General features: G+C 67.6%; 15 protein-coding genes. 13 read left to right on the top strand and 2 right to left on the bottom strand.

The window, feature by feature from the left end:
- Positions 1-1,419, bottom strand: coding sequence for a hypothetical protein (locus VFV19_09020; GenBank protein HEX4824442.1), 1,419 nt, complete (start codon positions 1,417-1,419; stop codon positions 1-3).
- Between VFV19_09020 and VFV19_09025 the strand changes: the two genes are divergently transcribed.
- The 13 genes from VFV19_09025 to VFV19_09085 all read left to right on the top strand — a co-directional run bounded on the left by VFV19_09025 (position 1,414) and on the right by VFV19_09085 (position 24,167).
- Positions 1,414-2,415, top strand: coding sequence for a hypothetical protein (locus VFV19_09025; protein HEX4824443.1), 1,002 nt, complete (start codon positions 1,414-1,416; stop codon positions 2,413-2,415). The genes VFV19_09020 and VFV19_09025 overlap by 6 nt on opposite strands.
- Positions 2,416-2,432: 17 nt before the next feature.
- The gene (locus VFV19_09030) at positions 2,433-3,326 is read left to right on the top strand and encodes a zf-TFIIB domain-containing protein (protein ID HEX4824444.1); all 894 of its coding nucleotides are present in this window, start codon (positions 2,433-2,435) and stop codon (positions 3,324-3,326) included.
- 49 nt (positions 3,327-3,375) lie between these two features.
- Positions 3,376-6,756 (top strand): hypothetical protein, encoded by a 3,381-nt coding sequence (locus tag VFV19_09035; GenBank protein ID HEX4824445.1) that lies wholly within the window; start codon positions 3,376-3,378, stop codon positions 6,754-6,756.
- Positions 6,757-6,857: 101 nt separating this feature from the next.
- Positions 6,858-7,547, top strand: a complete 690-nt coding sequence (locus VFV19_09040; GenBank protein ID HEX4824446.1) for a hypothetical protein — start codon at positions 6,858-6,860, stop codon at positions 7,545-7,547.
- Between the two features lie 4 nt (positions 7,548-7,551).
- On the top strand, positions 7,552-7,944 hold the full coding sequence (locus VFV19_09045; GenBank protein HEX4824447.1) for a ClpX C4-type zinc finger protein: 393 nt from the start codon (positions 7,552-7,554) through the stop codon (positions 7,942-7,944).
- A gap of 41 nt (positions 7,945-7,985) precedes the next feature.
- On the top strand, positions 7,986-10,676 hold the full coding sequence (locus VFV19_09050) for a protein kinase (protein ID HEX4824448.1): 2,691 nt from the start codon (positions 7,986-7,988) through the stop codon (positions 10,674-10,676).
- Between the two features lie 21 nt (positions 10,677-10,697).
- Positions 10,698-13,379, top strand: coding sequence for a protein kinase (locus VFV19_09055; GenBank protein HEX4824449.1), 2,682 nt, complete (start codon positions 10,698-10,700; stop codon positions 13,377-13,379).
- Complete coding sequence (locus tag VFV19_09060) at positions 13,376-16,027, top strand: protein kinase (GenBank protein ID HEX4824450.1); 2,652 nt, start codon at positions 13,376-13,378, stop codon at positions 16,025-16,027. The genes VFV19_09055 and VFV19_09060 overlap by 4 nt, the downstream gene beginning before the upstream one ends.
- Entirely contained in the window at positions 16,024-18,675 is a 2,652-nt protein-coding gene (locus tag VFV19_09065) for a protein kinase (GenBank protein ID HEX4824451.1), read from the top strand. Before VFV19_09060 ends, VFV19_09065 begins: the two co-directional genes overlap by 4 nt.
- Positions 18,672-21,308, top strand: a complete 2,637-nt coding sequence (locus tag VFV19_09070) for a protein kinase (protein ID HEX4824452.1) — start codon at positions 18,672-18,674, stop codon at positions 21,306-21,308. Before VFV19_09065 ends, VFV19_09070 begins: the two co-directional genes overlap by 4 nt.
- Positions 21,309-21,334: 26 nt before the next feature.
- A complete protein-coding gene (gene acs, locus VFV19_09075) occupies positions 21,335-23,227 on the top strand; it encodes an acetate--CoA ligase (GenBank protein ID HEX4824453.1) in 1,893 nt (630 codons plus the stop codon).
- A gap of 86 nt (positions 23,228-23,313) precedes the next feature.
- The gene (locus tag VFV19_09080) at positions 23,314-23,625 is read left to right on the top strand and encodes a hypothetical protein (protein ID HEX4824454.1); all 312 of its coding nucleotides are present in this window, start codon (positions 23,314-23,316) and stop codon (positions 23,623-23,625) included.
- A gap of 59 nt (positions 23,626-23,684) precedes the next feature.
- Positions 23,685-24,167 carry a DUF4440 domain-containing protein gene (locus tag VFV19_09085; GenBank protein HEX4824455.1) on the top strand — a complete coding sequence of 161 codons (483 nt, stop codon included), beginning with the start codon at positions 23,685-23,687 and terminating at the stop codon, positions 24,165-24,167.
- Positions 24,168-24,250: 83 nt separating this feature from the next.
- Here the strand turns inward: VFV19_09085 and VFV19_09090 are convergent, their stop codons facing one another.
- A complete protein-coding gene (locus VFV19_09090) occupies positions 24,251-25,672 on the bottom strand; it encodes a hypothetical protein (protein HEX4824456.1) in 1,422 nt (473 codons plus the stop codon).
- Positions 25,673-25,920: the final 248 nt, after the last annotated feature.

Genomic DNA, 25,920 nt, shown 5'->3' on the forward strand with positions numbered 1-25,920 from the left:
TTAATCTTTGTGCGGCCCGAAATGCGAGGCGACAACACCACGGCTCGCGGAGACGACGCCGCCGCGCGCCAGGACGACCGTGTTGCTGTAGAGGGTGCCGGTCGCGCCCGACCAGGTGAGGAAGGTGACGACGTCGCCTTCTTTCCCCGCCGAGATCTTCGGTGTGACGAACGCGGACGTCGCATTCTGCTCTTGCCGGCGACGCTTGCTCTTGGGGAGCGTGCACGAAGCGGGGGTCCCGGCGGCCAGCTTCTTGATCTCGTCCGGCTTCGTGACGAGCTTCAACGTGCCGCCGCCGGCGCCGCTCACCTGCGGATCGGTGAGAGAGACGAGCGCGTAGGCGTAGTCGAGCTTGTCGACACCGCCCGGCACGACCGGGCCGCCGCCACGCGCCGCGAGCGCCGCGTTGAACGAGGCGTTGCTCTGGGCCATCGCGTGGTCGGGTGCGAGGTTCAAGCCGAGGATCGCATCGGAGTCGCCGCCGACCAGGCGGCACTGCCCGCCGGTGATCGTGAAGACCGCCCTGCGCGGCTTGCCCTCGATTTGAGAATTCGCTTCGTAGAGCGGTAACCCCAGCGACGCATAGAGCGGCGTCTTGACCGGCTTGACGTCGAGCGACGGAGCACGGCTCTGGGGATCGGCGGGCTTGTCCGCATCCTTCGCGAAGATCGCTTCGGCGCATCCCCACGGGCTCGGACCCGTTGGACGGGTGTAGGGGGCCGGCGCGGTGAGCGCGGCGACTTCTTGTTCCGGCGTCGGCGGCGGGCCGCTGCCCTTGTAGGCGAGCGGCTTGAATCCGAATCCGTCCTGGGGCTTCCACGTCGTGTCGACGGCGTTGCTCGACCAGCTCGACTTGCTGTTCGCCATGACGTCCTTGTTCATGTCGTAGGCGTTGGTCGGAACCCAGCTCGTATCGACGGCGTCCTTCGACCACTTCGACCGGCTGTTCGCCAACACGTCGACGCTGGGGTCGTACGCATTCGTCGGGACCCACGTCGTGTCGACCGCGTCTTTCGACCACCGCGTCGGCGGCCCGAGGACCTTCAGCTGATCGTTGGGATCCTGGTTCACAGGCGCGCCGGGGCCGGCGAGCTGTTTCGGTCCCGAGTAGTCCCACGTCGGGGGCGCCTTCGGAGGACCGTCGTCGACGAGGTTGACCTGCTTGACGAGCGCCGCCGGAAACGCGACGACGTTGCCGCCGGCCATCGTGATGAGATACGACTCGCCGTCGCGGCGGATGTCCGTTCCCTTGATGACCTGCCCGTCGTTGAGGAGCAGCGACGAGTCGGCGAAGACGAGAGACGACGCGAGAACGAACGCGGCGCCGAGGACCCATCGCAGACGCATCGTGATCTCCCTGAAGCGGATAGTGTGCGCCGCCGCCGCCATCGCGGCAAGGCGCATAATCCCGAGATGCATCGCAGGTTTCTCCCTTGGGCTCTCTTGATTGTCGGGATCGCCGCGCTTCCGCATGCGGAGGCGGCGGAGAAGATGAAGGGCGTCTGCTGGGAGGCGGCAGGGCCGATCGACGGAACCGCGCTCGCGCCGCTTCACGACCTCGGCGCCGGCTGGATCTCGCAGACTCCGTTCGGCTGGGCGGTGGGGCTGGACGTTCCGGAGGTCCGTTTCTCGGGGGAAAGGGGACTCTGGGGCGAGACCGACTCCGGGCTCGTCGCGACGGCGACGGCGGCGCGCGCCCTCGGCATCAAGACGCTCCTCAAGCCGCACCTCTGGGTCCGTCACGGCGCGTGGCAGGGCGACATCGCGATGGCCACCGACGACGAGTGGGCGAAGTGGTTCGCGTCCTACGAGGCGTTCATCCTCCATTACGCGCGTCTCGCCGAGGCGAACGGCTTCGAGGCGCTCGCCGTCGGCACCGAGCTGGCCAAGGCGAGCGGCCGTACCGACGACTGGAAGCGGGTCATCGCCCACGTTCGCGCCGTTTACCACGGCAAGCTCACCTACGCGGCGAACTGGAACGAAGAAGCGGAGCGCATCGCGTTCTGGAACGACCTCGACTTCATCGGCGTGCAGGCCTACTACCCGCTGGCGACCGTCGACCGTCCCGACGAGAAGGCGATCGAGGCCGCATGGAAGCCGATCGCCGCGAGGCTCGAGGCGCTCGGCCGGCGCACCGGGAAGCCGGTGGTCTTCACCGAGATCGGCTTCAAGTCGCACGCCGGCGCGTTGAAGCAACCGTGGGTGTGGGTTACCGACGGTGACGTCGATCTCGGTCTCCAACACGACGCGTTCGCCGCGATGTTCGGCACGTTCTGGGGGAAGCCGTGGTTCGGCGGGACTTTCGTTTGGAAGTGGCATCCGTCCGGGCCGGAAGGGCCACGCGCCGAGAGAGACTTCACGCCGCAAGGGAAGCCGGCGCTCGCGGTGATCAAGAGCTATTACCGCGCCCCGTGATCCGATAGCATTCCCCCGTGCACCGCCTCGTCGCCTGCCCGAACTGCCACCGCCAGTACGACGCCGCGGCCCTCGCGGTCGGCGCGAAGTTCCGCTGCCGCTGCGGGCAGCAAGTGACCGTCCCCGAGGTCCACGCGGTCGACGCGGCGGTCGTGCGCTGCGCCTCGTGCGGCGCCGCGCGCGAAGGCGGAGCGCTCTCGTGCCGCTATTGCGGCTCCGACTTCACGATCCACGACCAGGATCTCGAGACCGTCTGCCCGTCGTGCCTCGCACGGATCAGCGACCACGCGAAGTTCTGCCACCATTGCGGCACGCCCATCGCTCCGGAAGAGATCGCCGCCGATCCCACCGACCGCGTCTGCCCGGCCTGCGGCTCGGGTCACCTTCTTCGGAGCCGCTCGCTCGGCGAGAGCGGCTTCTCGGCCCTCGAGTGCACGCGCTGCGGAGGACTCTGGCTCGGCGAGGACGCGTTCGAGGCGCTCGAGACGCGCGAGCGCGCGAGTGCTGCCCCCGAGGCCGACGCGAAGACGATACGGGACGAGATCGCGGCACGGCCGAAGGTGGTGCCGCAGACCGGCGGACCGTTCTACCGCCCGTGCCCCGTGTGCAAGACCGCGATGACGCGGATCAACTTCTCGAAGATCAGCGGCATTCTCCTCGACTCTTGCCGGCACCACGGCATCTGGTTCGACGCGACCGAGCTCGAAGCGGCCCTTCACTGGATCAAGATCGGGGGCGAGCGCGCGGCCGAGCGGCGTGACGCCGACGAGGCGAAGGCGAAGGCGTCTCAGGATCGTTTCCGGGTGGTGCCCAAGATTCCCGACGATCCCCGCACGATGACGATCAGCGACGTCGAGCACGGCCCCGGTTTCGAGCTCCTCCCCTGGCTCATCAGTACGATCTTCAAATAGGCATAGAATCCGCGCTCTAGGCACCTTTGCCTGTTGGGGAGATTCCGCCGTGATCACCAGACGATTCGCCTCGCTCGCCGTGGTCTGTCTCGTTCTCTCCACGCTCGTTCCCGCCGCCGACACGCCGCAGAAGCCGGTCGACAAGAAGGCGAAGGACGACGCGAAGGCGAAGGACAAGGCCAAGGATAAAGAGAAGGACAAGGACAAAGAGAAGGAGAAGGACGACAAGACCAAGATGAAGTCGTCGACCTTCGGTGGCCTCGCGTTCCGCGGCATCGGGCCGGCGATGATCTCGGGACGGATCACCGACGTCGCGGTCGATCCGCGCAACAACGCCGTCCGTTACATCACCGCCGCGTCGGGCAACGTCTGGAAGACGACGAACGCGGGAACGACCTGGACACCGATCTTCGACGACCAAGGGTCGTATTCGATCGGCTGCATCACGCTCGATCCAAAGAATCCGCTCGTCGTGTGGCTCGGGACCGGCGAGAACGATTCGCAGCGCAGCGTGTCGTACGGCGACGGCATCTACAAGTCGACCGACGGCGGGGCCTCGTGGGAGAACATGGGTCTCAAGGACTCGCAGCACATCTCGAAGATCCTCGTCGATCCGCGTGACTCGAACATCGTGCTCGTCGCGGCCCAGGGGCCGCTCTGGAATTCCGGAGGCGACCGCGGCCTCTATCGAACCGACAACGGCGGCAAGACCTGGAAGGCGATCCTCACCGTCGACGAGAACACCGGGATCACCGACGTGGCGCAGGATCCGCGCAATCCCGACGTGCTCTACGCCGCGGCCTATCAGAGGCGCCGGCACGTCTGGACGCTCATCGACGGCGGGCCGGGTTCGGGCATCTGGAAATCGGTCGACGGCGGCACGATCTGGAAGAAGCTCGAGAACGGCCTCCCCAAGAGCGACATGGGGCGGATCGGCCTCGCCATCGCCCCATCGAAGCCCGACACCGTGTACGCGGTCGTCGAGGCGGCCAACAAAGAAGGCGGATTTTTCCGCTCGACCGATCAGGGCGGCAACTGGACGAAGCAGGGCGGCTACAGCCCGTCGAGCCCGCAGTACTACAACGAGATCTTCGTCGACCCCAAGAACGAGAGCCGCGTCTACGCGATGGATACCTGGATGCAAGTCACCGAGGACGCCGGGAAGTCGTTCCACAAGGTCGGCGAGAAGTACAAGCACGTCGATAACCATGTGCTTTGGATCGACCCGGAGAACACCGACCACCTCATCGACGGCTGCGACGGCGGCCTCTATGAGACGTGGGACCGCGCCGCGACGTGGACCTGGTCGGAGAACCTTCCGCTCGCGCAGTTCTACAAGGTGGCGCTCGACACCCAGGCGCCGTTCTACAACGTCTACGGCGGCACGCAGGACAACAACAGCCTCGGCGGGCCGTCGCGCACGATGACCGTCCACGGCATCGTCAACTCCGACTGGTACATCACGACCGGCGGCGACGGCTTCCAGACCGTCGTCGACCCGACCGATCCGAACATCGTCTACTCCGAGGCGCAGCACGGCGCGCTCGTCCGCTACGACAAGCGAACGGGGGAGCAGATCGACGTGCAGCCGTTCCCCGCGGCCGGTGAGCCGGGCCTACGGTGGAACTGGGATTCGCCGCTGATCATCAGCCCCCACGATCACGCGCGCCTCTACTTCGCCGCGCAGCGCGTCTTCCGCAGCGACGATCGCGGCGACACATGGCGGCCGGTCAGCCCGGATCTCACACGCCAGACCGATCGCAACCAGCTCAAGGTGATGGGCCGCGTCCAGAGCGTCGACGCAGTGGCGAAGAACGCCTCGACGTCGTTCTACGGCAACATCGTCGCGCTCTCCGAGAGCTTCAAGAAGGAAGGGGTGCTCGCCGTCGGCACCGACGACGGTCTCATCCAGATCTCGGACGACGGCGGCAACGCCTGGCGCAAGACCGACAAGTTTCCCGGCGTCCCCGACGAGAGCTACGTGTCGCGCGTCATCTTCTCGCAGCACGACGCGTCGACGATGTACGCGAGCTTCGACAACCACAAGAAGGGCGACTTCAAGCCGTACGTCGTCGCCAGCTCCGACACCGGCCGCTCGTGGAAGGCGATCTCCGGCAACTTGCCGGAGCGCGGCACCGTCTATGCGCTCGCCGAGGATCCGACGACGCCCGACCTGCTCTTCGCCGGAACCGAGTTCGGCGTCTTCTTCACCGTCGATCGCGGCGCGCACTGGATCCAGCTCAAGGGCGGGCTTCCGACGATCCAGGTGCGGGACCTCGCGATCCAGGCCCAGGCGAACGATCTCGTCCTCGCCACGTTCGGCCGGGGCTTCTACATCCTCGACGATTACCGGATGCTGCGAGGCGTCACCGAGGCGTCGCTGGGCGAAGAGGCCAAGCTCTACCCGGTCCGCAACGCGTGGATGTACATCCCCAAGAGCCCGGGCGGGGGCCGTGACAAGGGGTTCAACGGCGACCGGTTCTTCACCGCGCCGAACCCACCGTTCGGAGCGGTCGTCACCTATTACTTGAAGGACGAGCTGAAAACCCTCCGGAAGACCCGCCTCGACGACGAGAAGGCCAAGGCGAAGAAGGGCGAGGACACGCCCTACCCGGGCTGGGACGCATTGAGGAAGGAAGACCGGGAGCAGGCGCCGGCGATCATCCTCACGATCAAGGACCACGAGGGGAACGTCGTGCGGCGGCTCACCGGACCCGTGACCGCCGGCTTCTCACGCGTCGCATGGGATCTCCGCTATCCCGCCTTCGATCCGACGAACCTCAGCGCGGGCGAGCCCGACCCGTGGGACCGTCTGCCGGTGGGCCCGCTCGCAGCGCCCGGGCGCTACAGCGTCTCGATGGCGAAGCGCGTCGGCGACGTCGTCACGCCGCTCGGCGCGCAACAGGAGTTCGAGGCCGTTCCCGTCGGCACGGCCTCTCTCCCCGCCGCCGATCGCAAGGCGCTCCTCGATTTCGAGGAGAAGTCCGGGCGCTTGCAGCGCGCGGTCCTCGGCGCGCAGCGCTCGCAGGGCGAGGCCCAGACGCGCATCGACACCCTCGAGAAGGCACTCATGGACACGCCGGGGGCCGATCCGAAGCTCCTCGCGGATCTTCGCGCGGTCGCGCTTCGGTTGAAGGACATCGATCTCGAGCTGAACGGCGATGCGACGCGCGCGTCCCGCAACGAATCGACGCCGCCGTCGCTGGCCGATCGCGTCCAGGCGATCGTCACCGGCGGCTGGGATGCGACCTCCGCTCCCACGGCAACGCAGAAGCGCAACTACGAGATCGCCGCGACCGAGTTCAAGCCGGTCCTCGACAAACTGCGGACGCTGATCCTCACGGATCTCACGAAGATCGAGGCCGCCGCCGAGGCCGCCGGTGCGCCGTGGACTCCGGGACGAGTTCCCGACTGGAAGCCGGAGCGGTAGAAAAAGCGCCGCATTTCTCTCCTAGAGGGGGACGGCGGGCAAGCCGTCCCCTACTCGATGGCGCGCTCTCGTGGTACATGAAAGGCACGGGAGTGCCTCACATGCGAGCGAGCGTCCGGCTCATCGGAGCGATCGCCCTGGCGTCGGGCGTCGGTTGCAACGGCGTGGGGACGACGCCCGTCGCGAGCGGTGGCGCGGCCACCGTCACGGTGGCTCCTGCCGACGCCGTCGTGCCTCCATCGACCGCCGCCGACTTCTCCGCCACCGTGACGACCGAGTCGATCGGCATCGGCGACAGCGTGCATTGGCGGGTCGCGGGTACCGGCTGCAACGGCGCTGCGTGCGGTACCGTCACCTCGCTCAGCCCCCAAACGGCGCGCTACACGGCGCCGCAAGTGGCGCCGGTTCCCGCCACCGTCGCGGTGACCGCCGTCTCGGATTCGGATCCCGAGAGCATCGGCGTCTCCTTCGTGACGGTCGGAATCACGCCGATCGCGGTGACGATCGACCCGGCATCGGCGACGATCGCGAACTGCGACCGCGTCACGCTCACAGCGACGGTCTCGAACGATTCGGCGAACGCCGGGGTGGCGTGGTCGCTCGAAGGCAGCCTCTGCGATGCCGGCAACTGCGGCACGATCTTTCCCGCCACGACCGGGAGCGGCGCGCCCGCGACCTACGCGGGCCCGTGCGCATCCGATCTCCCGTTCTCGGCGACGGTCCGAGTGCGCGCGACGTCGATCTCGGACCCGAGCCGCTCGACGACGGCGAACGTGACGGTGACGCGGTAGAACGATGAGTCAACGTCGTTCGTCACAACCTTCGCCGAGGGAAGCGGAGCCGGTCGCCGATACCCTTTGGTGCAGCTTCTGCGGCGCCGCCGAGGCCGAGGTCCACAAGATGATCGCCGGCGACCGGGCGCAGATCTGTGACCGGTGCGTGAAGGAAGCCGTCACCGTCGTGCTCGACCATGCGACCGACTCCGCCCGATCCTCCGAACGACTCGACGCCGGGTCGGCGATGTGCGGCTTCTGCCACGCGGCGAGCCTCTCTCGCAGCATCCTGGTGGGAACCGATCACGTCGTCATCTGCGAGCAGTGTCTCGCAGGGATCCTCGTCGCCGTCGCGGAAGAGCACAGCGCGGGCAAGGTCGAACCGATCGTGCTGCGGCTGCGCGCCAAGCGTTGAGTCAGACGAACTCGACAAAGGTCGCTTAGAATCCCGCCTTCATGCTCCTCACCCCCGGCCAACGCCTCGGCACCTACGAGATCGCCTCGAAGATCGGCGAAGGCGGGATGGGCGAGGTCTACCTGGCGACCGACACCTCGCTCAAGCGTGACGTCGCCATCAAGGTGCTGCCGGCCGCTTTCGCGTCGGACTCCGAACGCCTCGCCCGGTTCGAGCGTGAGGCGCAGGTGCTGGCGCAGCTCCATCACCCGAACATCGCATCGATCTTCGGCTTCCACGAGGTCGACGGCATCCGTTTCTTGGCGCTCGAGCTGGTGCCGGGCGACACGCTCGAGGAGCGGATCAAGAAGGGGCCGATCCCGCACGACGAGGTCGTCGCGATCGCGAAGAAGATCGCCGACGGCCTCGAGTACGCGCACGAGCGCGGGATCGTGCACCGCGACCTCAAGCCCGCGAACGTGAAGCTTACGCAGGGCGGCGACGTGAAGATCCTCGACTTCGGCCTCGCGAAGGCGGTCACGGGCGATGCCATGAGCGGCGGGCCCACGTCGACGCCGACGATCGTCCCCACGATGACGAGCGCGGGGACGGCGATCGGTCTCATCCTCGGCACCGCGGCGTACATGAGCCCGGAGCAGGCGCGCGGTCGGCCGGTCGACAAGCGATCCGACATCTGGGCGTTCGGATGTGTCGTGTACGAGATGATCACCGGGCAGCGTCCGTTCGAAGGCGAGACGATCTCGGACACGATCGCCGCCGTGCTCACGAAGACGATCGATCTCTCGAAGGTGAGCGATCGCAGCCTCCGCGACCTCCTTGCGCGCTGCCTCGAGCGCGATCCGAAGCTGCGCCTTCGCGACATCGGAGAGGCCAGGATCGCGCTCGGCGCTCCGCCGCGCGCCGAAGTCGCCGCGGCTCCATCGGCGGCACCCGGAACCACGCGCCGCGTCATCGCCGCCGTCCCGCTCCTCCTGCTGCTCGCAGGGGGGGCCGGGTGGTGGATGCATCGACCGCCGGCCGCTCGCGCTACGGGTACGCGCTGGGCGCTTGCCATCCCGCAGGGGCTCTCGATCACGACGAACGACCAGGTCAACGTCGCCGTCTCGCGCGACGGCAAGGTCCAGGCCCTCGTGGTGCTCGACGCCGGCGCCGTCCCGCACCTCCTCCTCCGGACCGAGGACGAGGTCGCGCCCCGCATCCTTCCCGACACCGAGCGCGCGACGTCACCGTTCTTCTCGCCGGACGGAGCATGGCTCGCGTTCTTCCGCGACGGCAAGCTGTTCAAGATGCCGGTGGCGGGAGGGCCGCCGGCGCGCCTCGCCGAAGCGACACCCACACCGCGCGGCGCGACCTGGAGCGAGGATGGGTATCTGTACATCGTCCCCAACGCTACGAATCCGCTCGCCCGCGTCAAGGAGACCGGCGGCGCGCTCGAGCAGGTGACGACGCTCGACGACTCGCGCGGCGAGCGCACGCACCGCTGGCCGGACGCGCTCCCCGGCGGAAAGGCGGTGCTCTTCACCTGCGACGATCAGAGCTCGACCGAGTACTACGACGATGCTCGCATCGAGGCGGTGCGACCGGCGACCGGCGAGCGCAAGGTCGTTCTCGAAGGGGCGAGCATGGCGCGCTACGCGCCGGGCGGCTACCTCGTCTTCGCGCGCGGCGGCGTGCTCTACGCGGTCAAGTTCGATCTCCACTCGCTCACGACGAAGGGGACGCCGTTTCCCGTCATCGAAGGTGTCTCGACCGACGTCAGCACCGGCGCCGTCGCCTTCGCGCTTTCCGGCGACGGCCGGGCGGTCTGGGTCCCCGGCGAGGTCGGCCAGCATTGGAAGGAGCTGTGGGTCGGCCGCGACGGTACCGAGAGCTCGGTGCCGATTCCCGAGGCGCCCTACAACGAGCTGGCGCTCTCGCCGGATGGCAAGCGCGTCGCGCTGACCGGCGGCGAAGGTGGCGTGTCCGATCTCTGGGTGTACGACCTCGAGCGCGACTCGATGACGCGTCTCACGACGGGGCAGTACATCTCGCGGGCGATCTGGTCTCCCGACGGCAAGCGCATCGTCTTCGGCACGCGCCTGCAGGGCCCGAAATCGCAGCAGAACCTGTGGCAGATCGCGTGGAAGGCCAGTGACGGCAGCGCCGACCAGGAGGTCTTGCTCGAGAAGCAGCGAACCCTCCTCCCCAGCGGCTTCTCCCACGACGGAAAGGGTCTCTTGTTCAACGGACTCGACGCGACGGGAACGAAAGGGGAGATCTCGCTCCTGCCGCTCGAAGGCGAGCGGACGCCGAGGCTGCTCGTCGGTGGGCCCGGATCCAAGGGAAATGCCGTCCTGTCGCCCGACGGCCGGTTCCTCGCGTACAACTCGAGCGAGAGCGGGATGCCCTCGATCTTCGTCCGCCCGTATCCGACCGGGGATGCGCGGTGGCAGATCTCGACGCCGCAGGGGACCGAGCCGCGCTGGAGCGCGGACGGGAAAGAGCTGTTCTACCGGTGGGGAGGCGTGCTCTACGTCGTCAAGATCGACAGCACGCAGGGTTTCAGCGCGGGCCGGCCGGAGCGGCTCTTCGACCGGGTCGCGATACAGAACACGATCTCGACCTTCGGCATCTCTCCCGACGGCAAGCGCTTCTTCACCTTCCGAGGCGCGGCGGGGGTCACGGAGATGCGCACCGTCGACATCGACACGGGATTCGCCGAGCGCCTCCAGAAGACGGTCGCGAAAAATTGAATTTCTGACAGAATTCGCCCCGTGTCTCTGATCCCCGGCTCGAAACTCGGCCCTTACGAGATCACCGGCCCCCTCGGCGAAGGGGGGATGGGCGCCGTCTATCGCGCGACCGACACGAAGCTCCGGCGCGAGGTCGCCATCAAGGTCCTGCCGGAGGCGTTCACGCAGGACGCCGAGCGCCTCGCCCGGTTCGAGCGCGAGGCGGTGACGCTGGCGCAGCTTCACCATCCCCACATCGCGTCGATCTTCGGGCTCGAAGAATCGAGCGGCGTGCGCGCGCTCGTCATGGAGCTGGTGCCCGGGCCGACGCTCGCGGAGCGTCTCGCGAGCGGGCCGTTGCCTGTCCCCGAATGCATCGCGATCGGGCGGCAGATCGCCGAGGCACTCGAGGAGGCGCACGAGAAGGGGATCGTCCACCGCGATCTCAAGCCGCAGAACGTGAAGGCGCCGGTCGACGGCAAGGTCAAGGTTCTCGACTTCGGCCTCGCGAAGGCGATGGATGGGTCGCCGGCGATCGCGTCCGGATCTTCGCCGACGCTCATGAACTCGCCCACGATGACCTCGGTGCAGGGGACGCAGCTCGGGATGATCCTCGGCACCGCGGCGTACATGGCGCCCGAGCAGGCGCGCGGCGGCGCCATCGACCGGCGCGCGGACATCTGGGCGTTTGGCGTCGTGCTCTACGAGATGCTCACCGGCGTCTCGCCGTTCGAGGCGGACACGGTGAGCGACACGCTCGCGGGAGTGCTCAAGAGCGAGATCGACTTCTCGAAGGTCCCTGCGTCGACGCCGGCCGCGGTGCGCCATCTCCTGCGGCGCTGTCTCGAGCGCAATCCGAAGAATCGCCTCCGCGACATCGGCGACGCGCGGATCATCCTGCAAGAGACGACCTCCACCGACGAGGTGGTCGCCGTCCCGTCTCGGGCGAACTGGATTCCCTGGGCGATCGCGCTCGTCGCGATCGCTGCCGCGATCGTGCTCGGCACGTCTCGTCACGCGGCCGCACCGCCTCCCGCACCGCGCGCCCCCACCGCGCTCGGCATCGTCGTGCCGCCCGATCACTACATACGACGCACCGATCGGCCGATCATCGACCTCTCGGCGGACGGGCGCATGCTCCTCTTCTTGGCCGAGGGAAACGGACCCGTCGCGATCATGAAGCGCCCGCTCGATCGGCTCGAGGCCACCGAGGTTCCCGGAACCACCGGCGCCGACGAGCCGCGTCTCTCTCCCGACGGACGCTGGATCGCCTTCTTCGCCGACGGCTCTCTCAGGAAGGTTCCCGTGGACGGCGGCACGGCGGTGATCCTTGCCGAGGCACGCGCTCCGCGGGGGCTCTCGTGGACGCCGGACGGCTCCCTCATCTATTCCCCGCTGTACAACGGAGCGTTGAAGCGGGTCCCGGCGACCGGCGGATCACCGGTCGACGTCACCAAGCTCGATCCGGCGCGTGCCGAGCGGAGCCATCGCTGGCCGCAGGTGCTCCCCGGCGGGAAGACGGTGATCTTCACCGTCGGCGACATGTCGAGTCCCGGCGACTACGACGGCTCGAAGATCGACGCGGTCGACCTCGCGAGCGGCAAGCGGACGACGATCCTCGAAGGCGCGCGCATGGCCCGCTACACCGCCGCGGGGTACCTGGTGTACCAGCACCAGGACACGCTCATGGCCGTACGCTTCGATGCCGATGCGCTGAAGGCGACCGGCTCGGCGTTCGCGATCCAGGAGCACGTCGGCGGCGAGACGAGTAGCGGCGCCGGCTTCTTTGCCGTGAGCGAGGCCGGCGTCGTCGCGCTCGCCCCGAAGGACGCGATCCCGAGCGAGCGCGCCCTCGTCCTCGTCGATCGGCAGGGGCACGAAACCGAGCTGGCCGCGCCCCTGGCCGAATACAACCTTCCACGCGTCTCTCCTGACGGCAAGACCCTCGCCGTCGACATCGGGAGCGGAGCCTCGGCGGACGACGACATCTACCTCATGGACTTCGCCACGCAGCACATGCAGCGTCTCACGTTCAATCAGGGGCACGGCCACCCGCTCTGGACACCAGACGGCAAGTGGATCATCTACACGCGGGGGCGCAGCGGCAGCGTCGGGTTCGCGAAGAAGGCCGCCGACGGCACCGGCGCCGAGATCCTGCTCAAGGCGTCGTCGACGCTCGGCTTCGCGGACGCATGGCTCGCCGGCGGCCAGCGGATGCTCTTGACCGACGCGTCCGAGAGCATCGACGTGAAGATCCTCGAGCCCGATCTGAAGACGATCACGCCGCTCTTTGCGACGCCTACGGCCTCCGAGTACGCTCCCGCGATGTCGCCCGACGGGCGCTTCGTCGCCTACACCTCGACCGAGAGCGGGTCCGACGAGGTGTACGTCGAGACGATCCCCACCGGCGGCGGTCGATGGCAGGTCTCGACCGGCGGGGGACTGGACCCGGTGTGGTCCCACGACGGCCGAGAGATCTTCTTCCTCTCCGGCGTCGACGTGATGGCGGCCGCGGTCGACACGAAAGCGACTTTCCGCGCCGAGGCTCCGAAGAAGCTGTTCGGCGGTCAATACGACCTTCGCACGCCCCCCGTTCGGAACTATGACATCACGGCCGACGGCCGCTTCCTCATGATCAAGCGGAAGTTCCTCCCGGGGGTTCCGCGGCAGCTCGTCGTTCTCGACGGCTGGCAGAGCCTCGATCCCGCCAAGGCCAAGCGGTGAGCCTTTCCCCCGGCACACGTCTCGGCCCGTACGAGGTCGCCGGCCCTCTCGGGGCCGGCGGCATGGGAGAGGTCTACCGGGCGAAGGACACGCGCCTCGGCCGCGACGTCGCGCTCAAGATCGTCCCCACGCATCTCTCTCAGAACCCCGAGGTGCGCGAGCGGTTCGAGCGCGAGGCGCGCGCGATCTCGTCGCTCAATCACCCGCACATCTGCACGCTCTACGACATCGGCCGCGACGGTGACGCCGACTACTTCGTCATGGAGCTGCTCGAGGGGGAGTCGCTCGCGACGAGACTCGAGCGTGGGCCGCTGAAGCTCGACGAAGCGCTCAAGATCGCGGCGCAGATCGCCGACGGTCTCGCCGCGGCCCACAAGCAGGGGATCGTCCATCGCGACCTCAAGCCGGGGAACATCGTGCTCACGAGATCGGGGGCGAAGATCCTCGACTTCGGCGTCGCGAAGCTGCGCGAGGAACAGGTCGTCGAGATGGCGACACGGACGACGCCGCTCACGACCGCGGGCTCGATGGTCGGGACGGTTCAGTACATGTCGCCCGAGCAGCTCGAGGGGAAGCCGGTCGATCACCGCTCGGACCTCTTCGCGTTCGGTGCGCTCCTCTACGAGATGGTCACCGGCAAGCGCGCGTTCGAGGGACAGAGCCAGGCAAGCGTGATCGCCGCGATTCTCGACCGCGAGCCGCGGCCGGTTTCCCAGATGATCCCGACGGCTCCCGAAGCCCTCGACCGTATCGTCACGCTCTGCCTTGCGAAGGATCCGGATCAGAGATGGCAGAGCGCCGGCGATCTCGCGCGCGAGCTGCGCTGGATCGCCGACGGGAAAACGCCGTCCACGTCCAGTCCCGCTCCCACGATCGTCGCGAAGGGGATGAAGGGCCGCGAGCTGATCGCGTGGGGCGTCGTCGGGATTCTTCTCGCCGCGACTATCATCCTTCTCCTGCGGCCCGCCCCCGCGGTGGCCCCGACGATGCTGCGGCGGTTCGTCGTGGACTCGCCGGAATCCGCGATGATGGCGCCGGATGCCGTCTTCTCCCGCATCTCGCCGGACGGGCGCACGCTCGCGTTCTTCGCCTCGGATGCGAAGGGAGTCTCGTCCCTGTGGCTGCGCCCGCTCGACTCCCTCGAGGCGCATGCCTTGCCGGGCACGCAGGACGGCTCGCTCCCGTTCTGGTCTCCCGACGGGCGCTACGTCGGCTACTTCGGGAGCGGGAAGCTCAAGAAGGTCGCGATCGACGGCGGGACGCCGGAGTCGATCTGCAACGTAGGGGACGGGCGCGGCGCGACGTGGAGCGAGAACGGCACGATCGTGTTCGCTCCGGAGTCGGCCGGCGCGATTTACCAGGTTCCGCAGGGGGGCGGTGACGTGCGTCCTGTGACGGCGCTCGATGCGTCGCGCAAGGAGACCGGGCACCGCTGGCCGTACTTCTTGCCGGACGGAAAGCACTTCCTCTTCGTGACCATGCCTGCCGATCAGGGCACCTTCGACGTGTTCATCGGCTCGACGAGCGGTCCGGAGCGCACGTTTCTCGTCAAGGCCTCGGGGGCGCCGGTCTATGCATCGCCCGGCTGGCTCATCTACCCTCGGGAAAACACGCTCATGGCCCAGCGCTTCGATGCGGCCAAGCGCACGCTCGTCGGCGAGCCGAAGAGCCTCGGCGCGGCCCCCGCGCCATCCGACTGGACCGGTGCCGCAGTGCTCTCCGCTTCGCGCGACGGTGTCCTCGCGCGATCGGCCTGGGTCTTCAAGGACACCCAGCTCTCCTGGTACGACCGAGCGGGCCACCTCGTGAGCGAGGTTCCGTTGCCGTCCGGCCGATACGGGATCGCCGCGATTTCACCCGACGGGAAGCGCATCGTGATCACACGCCGGACCGCGACGTCGAAGAGCGACCTCTGGCTGATGGACGTCGACCACCCGGTGCCCTCGCGGCTGACCTTCGGATCGGTCGATACCACCAACTACGTCGCCTGGTCACCCGACGGCCGGCACGTCGCGTTCGGGACGGATCGCAACGGACCGGTCGACGCCTACGTCAAGCCGGTCGACGGCAGCTCCGACGAAGTCCCGATCCTCACCGGCGGGGCGCTCTTCAAGTCGCCGACGAGCTGGACGGCGGACGGACGCTCGATCGTCTACGAGCAGCCCGACGCGACGACGGGTTGGGACATTCTCATGGTCCCCTCCGACGGCAAGGGCACGCCCACACCGATTCTCCAATCGAAGAGTGCCGAGCGGGTCGGAGTGGTTTCCCCCGATGGACGGTGGATCGCGTACAGCTCGGACGAGTCGGGGCGCCTGGAGCTCTACGTCCAATCGTTTCCCACAGCGGGATCAAAGGCCCAGGTCACGAGCGCGGGAGAATTCGGGTCGATGAAACGCTGGACCAAGGGGGGCAAGGAGCTGATGTTCCTCGGAATCGACGGCCGCACCGTCATGGCTGCCGACGTGAGCATCGGAGCCACGTTCCACGCCGGGGCACCGCACGAGCTGTTCAAGCTACGACCCGATTGGACCGGCTGGGACTTCACCCCCGACGGCGAGCGCGTGCTCGTCGTGGCGCCCGCCGGCCCGCCCCAAGCACCGGCAATCGCGATCGACCTGAACTGGAGCGCGGAGCTGGAACGATGAGCCTCTCCCCCGGAACGAAGCTCGGCCCGTACGAGATCGGCTCGCCGCTCGGCGCGGGCGGGATGGGCGAGGTCTACCGCGCGAAGGACACGCGCCTCGGCCGCGACGTCGCGGTAAAGCTGATCCCCGCGCACCTCTCGCAAAACCCCGAGGTGCGCGAGCGGTTCGAGCGCGAGGCGCGCGTCGTCTCGTCGCTCAATCACCCGAACATCTGCACGCTGTTCGACGTCGGTCGCGACGGCGACGCCGAGTACTTCGTCATGGAGCTGCTCGAGGGCGAGTCGCTCGCGACGCGTCTCGAGCGCGGCGCGATGCGGCCGGAGGAGGCGCTGAAGTACGCGTCGCAGATCGCCGATGCGCTCGCGGCGGCGCACAAGCAGGGGATCGTCCACCGCGACCTCAAGCCGGCCAACGTCGCCCTGACGAAGACCGGTGCCAAGGTCCTCGACTTCGGCATCGCGAAGCTGCGCGAGGAGCAGGTCGTCGACATGGCGACGCGCACGACGCCGCTGACCACGGCGGGGACGATGGTCGGGACGATCCAGTACATGGCGCCGGAGCAGCTCGAGGGGAAGCCGGTCGACCACCGCTCGGACCTCTTCGCGTTCGGGGCGCTGCTCTACGAGATGCTGACGGGAAGGCGCGCGTTCGACGGCGGTAGCCAGGCGAGCATGATCGTCGCGATCCTCACGACCGAGCCGCGTGCGGTCTCCGAGCTGATCCCCGCGTCGCCGCCCGCCGTCGATCGCATCGTCAAGCTCTGCCTCGCGAAGGATCCGGAGGAGCGATGGCAGAGCGCAGGTGACCTGGCGCGCGAGCTGCGCTTCATCGCCGACGGGCGCAGCACGTCCACGACGACGAGCGGAAGCGCGCCGGCGGTCGTCGTGACGCGCAAGCCGCGTATACCGGTGTGGCTGGCCTCGGCGCTCGTCGTCGCGGGAGCTGCGATCGCGGCTGCGACGGGATGGACGCTGCACCGGCCGCCGGCCCAGCCGCTGATTCGATCGAGCATCGTCCTCCCCGCAAGCGCCCAGCTCGATAGTGACAACGCCTCGCTGAAGCTTGCGCCCGACGGGTCCGCGTTCGTCTACGCCGCGGCCGAAGAGGGGAAGCCGCTCCAGCTCTGGGTCCGATCGCTGTCGAGCCTCGTCGCGCAGCCGCTCGCCGGGACCGAGGGAGCGACGTATCCGTTCTGGTCGCCGGACGGGAAGTCGATCGGCTTCTTCGCCGACCGCAAGCTCAAGAAGGTGCCGGCGTCCGGCGGCGCCGTCGTGACGCTCTGTCCCGCCGAGGAAGGGCGCGGGGCCTCCTGGGGCGAAGGGGACGTCATCGTTTTCTCGCCGAACGTCTTCGCGGCCCTCTACCAAGTCCCGGCCGCGGGCGGTCAGCCGGTCGCGCTCACCGACATCGGCGATGTCGCGAAGGAGCAGGTCACCCACCGCAACCCGCACTTCCTGCCCGGCGGCAAGAAGCTCCTCTACTTCTCGGGGAAGCCGTCGGCAGACGAGACGAACGGTATCTACGCGCTCGACCTCGCGACGAAGAAGTCCACGAAGATCATGACGGTCGACAGCGAGGGCGTCTACGTCGCTCCCGGCTATCTCGCCTTCGTACGGGACGGCAACCTGATGGCGCAGCCGTTCGATCCGTCCTCGCTCAAATTGTCGGGCGAGGCGGTGCCGGTCGCCGAGAAGGTCCAGTTCAACTCGAACCGGCGAACGGGAACGTACGCGTTCTCGGAGACGGGGCTGCTCCTCTATTACAACGGGACGATCCTGAGCCCCAGGCAGCTCACCGTATACGACCTCGACGGCAAGGTCACGGCGACCCTCGGCGAGCCGGCGATGTTCTGGATGCAGCTCGCCGTCTCCCCCGACGACAAGACGGCCGCCCTCGCCATCCGGAAGCCGGAGACCGGAAGCGACCTGCTCGTCTACGATCTCTCTCGCGGCACGAGCAGCAAGCTGAATTCGGACCAGCGCGACAACATGGCGCCCGTCTTCTCACCCGACGGACGGCTGGTCGTCTATCGCGACACGCCGGGATACTTCTGGGTGCGTTCGGTGGACGGCGCGACGCCTCCCCGCAAGGTGAGCGCCCAAGCAGAGGCCGTGGGGATCGTCGTCGACTGGTCGCCCGACGGCTCGACGCTGCTCGTCTCGAGCCTCGTCCCCAAGACGGGGTTCGACGTCTGCACGCTCTCGCTTCACGGGGACGGCAAGCTCGTCCCCTTCGCGGCCTCGCCGGCGAACGAGACGTTCGCGGCGTTCTCTCGCGACGGCCGCTGGATCGCTTATCTCTCGGACGAGTCCGGGAAGACCGAGATGTACCTCGCGCCCTATCCCGGACCCGGCGGCAAGTCGCAGATCTCGACGGGTGGTGCCGCCGTCGGAGGATGGCTCGGCGCCGGCCGCGAGCTCTGGTACGCGAACGCCGACGGCAAGTTCTTCGCCGTTCCCGTGACCGTTCAAGGGGCCGGCGTCGAGTTCGGAACGCGCCGCCCGCTCTTCGGAGGGCAGCCGCTCCGGTTCGAGTTCGGCCAGTTCACACACGACGGCAAGCACTTCGTCGCCGCCGTCTCGCCTGTGACCTCCACCGGCCCCATGATGACCCTCGTGAATCACTGGTCGGCGGACCTCACGCGATGAGCCTCTCCCCCGGAACGAAGCTCGGGCCCTACGTGATCGAGTCGCCGCTCGGCGCGGGCGGGATGGGCGAGGTCTACCGGGCGAAGGACACGCGCCTCGGGCGCGACGTCGCGGTGAAGATCCTCCCCGCGCACCTGTCGCAGAACCCCGAGGTGCGCGAGCGCTTCGAGCGCGAGGCGCGCGCGATCTCGTCCCTGAACCATCCGCACATCTGCACGCTCTACGACATCGGCCGGGAAGGCGATGCCGATTACTTCGTCATGGAGCTGCTCGACGGCGAGTCGCTCGCGACGCGTCTCGAGCGAGGGCCGGTCAAGCTCGACGAAGCACTGAAGATCGCGGGGCAGATCGCCGACGGCCTCGCCGCCGCGCACCGGCAGGGGATCGTCCACCGCGACCTCAAGCCCGGGAACATCGTGCTCACGAAGGCCGGAGCCAAGATCCTTGACTTCGGCGTCGCGAAGCTCAAGGAAGAGCAGGTCGTCGACATGGCGACCCGCACCACGCCGCTCACGTCGATGGGCGCGATGGTCGGCACCGTGCAATACATGGCGCCGGAGCAGCTCGAGGGGAAGCCGGTCGATCAGCGTGCCGATCTCTTCGCCTTCGGCGCGCTCCTCTACGAGATGGTCACCGGCCAGCGCGCCTTCCCTGGCCAGAGCCAGGCGAGCGTCATCGCGTCGATCCTCACGACCGAGCCGCGACCCGTGTCGGAGGTCATCCCGACGTCCCCCGCCGCGCTCGACCGCGTCATCAAGACTTGCCTCGCGAAAGACCCGGAAGAGCGCTGGCACGGCGCCGGCGATCTCGCGCGCGAGCTGAAGTGGATCGCCGAAGGAAAGCCCGATCCCGTCGCGAAGGCGAAGCGCGGAAGCAGTCGCGAGAAGGTCGCATGGTCGGCCGCGATGGCCTTTCTTCTCGCGGCCGTCGTTCTCGCGTTCCGTTCGCCGACACGCGCCGAGAAGGCGATCCCGACGACGCGCTTCTCGGTCGTCCCGTCGCAGGGGACGCTCGAAGGGCCGCCGGTCGTGTCGCCGGACGGGCGCTTCATCGCCTACGTGCTCAATCCAGAGGCCGGCAACCCAGGGCTCTGGCTACATTCCCTCGAGACGGGCGACGCCAAGCCGCTCAACGGAACGGAAGGCGCACGCCAGCCGTTCTGGTCGCCGGACGGCAAGTGGATCGCCTTCTTCGCTCAGGGCCGGCTCAAGAAGGTGGCGCTCACCGGCGAGCCGCCGGTCAAGATCTGCGACGCCGCCGACGCGCGCGGGGGGACCTGGGGATCCGGGGGCGACATCCTCTTCTCGCCGACCGCCGCCTCGGGTCTCTTTCGCGTGAGCGCGGCAGGCGGTACCCCAGCCGTTCTCACCAGGAACGACGCGTCGGCGGGAGAGCAGAGCCACCGCATGCCGACCTTCCTGCCGGACGGCAAGCACTACCTTTACACCGCGAGCGGATCGAGCGACCGCGGCGGCGTCTACTGGGCGACTCTCGGCGACGACAAACGAAAGCGCCTCCTCCCCGACATCACGGGGGCGAAGTACGACGAGCGCGGCTACCTCGTCTTCCGTCGCGGCGGCGCGCTCATGGCCCAGGGGTTCGATCCGGACCGCGGCGAGCTTCGCGGCGACGCCGCGGTCATCGCAGCGGACGTGGGTACGGATCCGCAGATCACCGCCGCCGACCGGTTCTCGATCTCCCGCGACGGCACGCTCGCGCTCAGGAAGGGCGCGAGCGAGCAGATGCGGCTGACGTGGATGGATCGCACGGGGAAAGCGCTCGGCATGGTTGCTCCGGAACACTCCCTCTTCGAGCCGGCGTTCTCGCCCGATGAGACTCACCTCGCGGCCGGCGGCACGCTCGCGGGCGCCACCGAAGGAGCCGTCTGGATCGTCGACCTCCGCCCCGGCGGACAGATCTCCCGCCTGACGTTCGGCAAGCGGGAGGCCGAAACGGCGAACTTCGCTCCCGATGGCCGCTCCGTCGTCTTCTCGGAACCGACCGAGAAAGGATTCTCGCTCGCGCGCAAGTCCACGGACGGCACCGGCGAGGAGGAAACGCTCGTCGTCGCGCAGCATCCGATCTGGGCGGACGGCGTGTCGCCCGACGGCAAGTTCGTCATCTGCGAGCAATACGAGCCCGAGACGGGAAGCGACCTCTACCTGCTGCGTCTCGACGGCTCGCACGAGATGGTCCCTTACAGGAAGACGGCCAACAACGAGACCCATGCGACGTTCTCGCCCGACGGCCGCTACGTCGCCTACGTGTCCGATGAACAGGGGATCGCCGACATCTTCGTCGAGACGGTGCCCGCGTCCGGTAGCCGCTGGCAAGTGTCCACCGGCGGCGGCGACCAGCCGGCGTGGCGCGCCGACGGCAAGGCGCTCTACTACATGAACATCAATCGCATGCTGACCGAGGTCGAGATCAAGAGCACCTCGCCTCTCACGCTCGGCGCGCAGCATCCGCTCTTTCGCCTCGTGGTGCCCACGGTCTCGCTCACCGGCCCGCGCACCTTCTTCGCGGTCACGCGATCCGCCGATCGCTTCGTGGTCAACACGCTCGTCGGCGACCAGGGGAAACCGGGGTTCGACGTGGCCCTCAACTGGGAGCCCCCGGTGGCGGCGAAGTAGAATCGGACCTCTTTGGGGAGCGCTCGATGGACAGACAGCAAGACGGAATCTGGACCCCGCCTCGATCGGTCGTCGATCAGGCCCACGTCAAGGACTACGACAAGCTCCGCGACGAGGCCGGTCGCGATCTCGAAAAATTCTGGGAGCAGCGTGCGAAGACGCTCGAGTGGTTCGCTCCCTGGAAGAAGGTGCTCGACGCGTCCAAGGCTCCCTTCTATCAGTGGTTCGTCGGCGGGAAGACGAACATCGTCCACAACGCGATCGACCGTCACCTCAAGACCGCCACGAGGAACAAGCTCGCCTTCATCTGGGAGGGTGAGGACGGGACGGTCAAGACGTACTCGTACCACCGGCTGAACCGCGAAGTCTGCCAGTTCGCTGCCGTGCTGCGGAGCATGGGCGTCAAGAAGGGCGACCGGGTCACGATCTACCTGCCCCGTATCCCCGAGCTTCCGATCGCGATGCTCGCCTGCGCGAAGATCGGCGCGGTGCACTCGGTCGTCTACGGCGGGTTCTCGGTCGAGGCGCTCCACGGCCGCATCGAGGACTCGGAGTCGAAGGTCGTCGTCACGGCGGACGGCGGCTACATGCGCGGCAAGATCGTGCCGCTGAAGCAGATCGCCGACGAGGCGGCGAAGCGGACCGGCGTCGTCGAGCACATGATCGTGGTCAAGCGCACCGGCGAGAACGTCCCGATGGAGCCCGAGCGCGATTACTACTACCACGAGCTGGCCGCGCTCCCCGGAGCGCGCCGGTCCGGGAACGAGCCGACCGAGGTCATGGACGCGGAAGATCCGCTCTTCATGCTCTACACCTCGGGCACGACGGGAAAGCCGAAGGCGATCCTCCACACGCATGGCGGCTACCAGGTCGGCGTCTCGACGACGCTCGAGTACTGCCTCGACATCAAGCCGGACGACCGTTACTGGTGCGCCGCCGATCCCGGTTGGATCACGGGGCACAGCTACATCGTCTACGGGCCGCTCATGCTCGGTGCCACGTCGATCATCTACGAAGGCGCGCCGACGCACCCGTACCCCGACCGGTGGTGGAAGATCGTCGAGACGTACGGCGTCAACATCCTCTACACCGCGCCGACGGCGATCCGCGGCCTCATGCGCTTCGGCGACTCGTGGCCCAACCGGCGCGATCTCTCGTCGCTTCGCCTCCTGGGCTCGGTGGGCGAGCCGATCAACCCCGAAGCGTGGCGCTGGTATCACCGCGTCGTCGGAAAGGATCGGTGTCCCATCATCGACACGTGGTGGCAGACGGAAACCGGCATGTTCATGATCGCGCCGGTCCCGTCGTTCCCCTTGAAGCCGGGATCCGGAACCAAGCCGTTCCCCGGGATCAAGGCCGAAGTCCTCGACGAAGACGGCGAGCCGGTGAAGGCCGGCGAGGAAGGCAAGCTCGTCATCACGACGCCGTGGCCGGCCATGATGCGCACGATCTACAAGGACCCCGAACGCTACGTGAAGCAGTACTGGTCGACGTTTCCCGGCAAGTACTTCACCGGCGACTCGGCGCGCATCGACGCCGACGGCTACTTCTGGATCATCGGCCGCGTCGACGACGTCATCAAGGTCTCCGGCTACCGCCTCGGCACCGCCGAGATCGAGTCGGCCCTCGTCAGCCACAGCGCCGTCTCGGAGGCCGCCGCCATCGGCATCCCGCACGACGTGAAAGGCAACGTCATCTACAGCTACGTCATGCTCAAGGCCGGCCAGCAGCCGTCGCCCGAGCTCGCGCAAGCGCTCGTCGAGCACGTCGGCCACGAGGTCGGCCCGATCGCGCGCCCCGAGAAGGTCGAGTTCGTCGCCGCGCTCCCGAAGACGCGCTCCGGCAAGATCATGCGACGCGTGCTCAAGGCACGGGCGCAGGGACTGCCGGAAGGCGATCTGTCCACGCTCGAGGAGTAGACTCCGTAGCCCGCGTCAGGTCAGCCCGTTGATGGTAGCCTCGAGACGTCGCACTGGCCGTATCGAACCAACTCGAGGAGATCATCATGAACACATCTGCCCTTCCGTGGTTGACCGTTCGCCGATACGAGGGCGTCACAGACCCGAAGGAAGCCGAGCGCGTGGTGAGGGATGGCTTCGTGCCCCTGATCAGCAAGCTCCCCGGATTCATCTCCTACTACTGGACCGATGCCGGAAACAACGTGATGATTTCGGTGAGCGTCTACACGAACAAGGAAGCCGAGGAAGAGTCCAATCGCGTCGCCGCAGATTTCGTGAAGCAGCGTATGACGGCGCTGCTTCCGAATCCTCCTCGGATCACGGCCGGTCACGTCGTCGCGATGGGGAAGAAGGAATAATTCGGCAGCGCCACAAGACGCACCCTCGACACAAACCTTGGAGCCGGCCAATGCGATCGTTGTGTAAGGCACTCCTGATTCTCTGCTTCATCCCCTGGAGCGAGCACGACGCTTCGGCGAACCCGACCGCTGCGCAGTCGGCGATCGAATCCTTCAACAAGTCACTCGACTCGGCGACCAGACACATGGACAACGCCGCCGTCTTGGCGCTTTGGGAAGACGACGGGGTCAGCCTTCTTCCCTCGACCCCACCAATCGTCGGCAAGACGGCCATCGGCAAGTTCCTGAACGACGTCACCGCGCAATACCCGGGCGGTCGCATGGAGAAATTCGAGATGGAGTGCCACGACATCGTAGTCTCCGGCGACTGGGCGTCGGAGTGGTGCACCGAGCATCAGCGGGTGCTGTTCCCCGGCGGCAAACCACCGTTCGAAGGTTGGGGAAAGATGCTGTTCGTCCTCCATCGCAGCGCAGGCGTCCGGTGGCGAATCAAAGAGGAAATGTGGAACGCGGCTGTAGCTCCACCGGCTGCTTCCCACTGAGAGCGACAGTGCGGGGGATGCGCTCGCACGCGAGGCCACTCGGCATCGCGCCGGATCGAGAACAAAGCGGGCGAACGCCGGCGTCAGTTGCAGTCGTGGCCTGAGGCCGCGATTCCTGTGTCACGCGCGCTCGAGTCGTAGGTTCCCTTCCCGCCGCAGTTGACCGCGCGCACGAGATACCAGAATCCACTCCCAGGCGCTGGCACGCTCGCGTCGTCGATCGGCCCAACGGTGCCCGACCCGAGGCAGGTCGTGGTGGCGGCGGAGAAGTTTCCGTTCGACGACCTCAACGACGAAAGATCGCCGCGCACGGCGTCGAACGCCGTCGCATCGGTGCCGCCATACGTCCAGCCCAACCGCGCGGTCCCTGGAACGGGCTGGCTCTCCGTCAACGACGTCACGCCGGTCGGGGCGGCGAGGGTACACGCGCACACGTCGTCCTGAGCCGGTGTCGTCGACTGCAAGCACGACGCTCCGTTCGGGCAGGCGTTATTGGCCGACGTGCATTGTTCGCAGGCGCCGTACAGCACGTTGCCGGAATTGTTCTCGCAGACCGCGGCAGCGCCCGAGCAAGAGAGGCCGTTGTCACCGCACGAGCACTTCCGGCAACTGGTGACCGTGGTGCCGGAGCAAATAGCCGGCGCCGGGCCGGTGCTGGTGCACTTGGCCTGTTGGTTACTCCACACTTGCTGCACATACCAAGTCCGGCCGGAGACGGTGATCGTGTCGCCGACGGCGCCACTGTCGCAGATGTCGGCGATCTCCCCACAGTTGTTGAAATTGTCGCCCCAGCCGGCCGGGTACGCGTAGTTGGCGTCGGTGTCGAGACCGATGTCCGGGTCGGTCACGGATTCGACGAGCTCATGCGAGGCAACGTCGGTCGATATCCCCAAAGGGGTGGGCTCGGACCCGCACCCCATGGCGCACGCTCCCGTGAAGTAGTCCATGATCGCGGCATAGACGACAGGGACGTTGGTCGGGCCGTAAACCCCGGTGTTGTGGTACGCGCAGAAATCGACGCACGAGTTGAAGCCGGGGAAGAGGCTCAGGTGGACGTTGGGAGCGAAGTGGACCATGTAGATCGTGGTTGCGTTGCCCGTGCAGTCGAGCGTCGGCGCGGGCAGCGCGCCCAAGCCGATTTGCCGGACCAGCTCGTTTTGCACGTCGACATCGGTGAGATTGCATGGGTTCCCACCCGGCGCGCACTTCAGCGGTGTGATCACGACGCCGGCGTGGCCGTTACCGGGCAAGATCGCCTGGCTCGTGCCGGGCGAGAGGCCGACGGAATCGTACTCGGAGAGCCACTGCCAATAGCTGCTGTTCGTGACGTCGGCGTAGAACTGCGGGATGTTGGCCACGAGCGTGGCATTGACATCCGTCGACCAAAACACCGGGATGATCGTCGGGCTCTGAACGAGAGGCCCGCCGAAGTACGAGAGTTGGGGATTGGTGCAGGCCGGGAGCGTCAATGGGGCCGCGACTCCCTCGCCACGCCACGGAACCATCCCAGGCATCAGACCGTCGGCACGCCGCGGGACCGAAGCGGGACCGGCCCACACCGCGACATCCGGCAACCCGAGCGCCAGGACGCCGAGGACAAAACACGACGCGGCACGCAGAACGGTCGATCGCGCTCCTTGGAGCGGCCTTCTTCCTATTTGCATGGCCCCACCCCCAACCGGTTGACGATACGGACGGATCGGACCTGCGGCAATGCGGAATACTCAGCCTAGATCCGCTCGTTTTGCTGCCG

It is taken from the genome of Candidatus Polarisedimenticolaceae bacterium, assembly GCA_036275915.1.
Lineage (GTDB): Bacteria > Acidobacteriota > Polarisedimenticolia > Polarisedimenticolales > DASRJG01 > DASRJG01.

Coding starts and splice junctions, on each gene's coding strand:
- VFV19_09080 (HEX4824454.1), top strand. CDS start 23,314: ATGAACACATCTGCCCTTCCGTGGTTGACCGTTCGCCGATACGAGGGC.
- VFV19_09025 (HEX4824443.1), top strand. CDS start 1,414: ATGCATCGCAGGTTTCTCCCTTGGGCTCTCTTGATTGTCGGGATCGCC.
- VFV19_09090 (HEX4824456.1), bottom strand. CDS start 25,672: ATGGTTCCGTGGCGTGGCGAGGGAGTCGCGGCCCCATTGACGCTCCCG.
- VFV19_09050 (HEX4824448.1), top strand. CDS start 7,986: ATGCTCCTCACCCCCGGCCAACGCCTCGGCACCTACGAGATCGCCTCG.
- VFV19_09020 (HEX4824442.1), bottom strand. CDS start 1,419: ATGCATCTCGGGATTATGCGCCTTGCCGCGATGGCGGCGGCGGCGCAC.
- VFV19_09065 (HEX4824451.1), top strand. CDS start 16,024: ATGAGCCTCTCCCCCGGAACGAAGCTCGGCCCGTACGAGATCGGCTCG.
- VFV19_09040 (HEX4824446.1), top strand. CDS start 6,858: ATGCGAGCGAGCGTCCGGCTCATCGGAGCGATCGCCCTGGCGTCGGGC.
- VFV19_09070 (HEX4824452.1), top strand. CDS start 18,672: ATGAGCCTCTCCCCCGGAACGAAGCTCGGGCCCTACGTGATCGAGTCG.
- acs (HEX4824453.1), top strand. CDS start 21,335: ATGGACAGACAGCAAGACGGAATCTGGACCCCGCCTCGATCGGTCGTC.
- VFV19_09045 (HEX4824447.1), top strand. CDS start 7,552: ATGAGTCAACGTCGTTCGTCACAACCTTCGCCGAGGGAAGCGGAGCCG.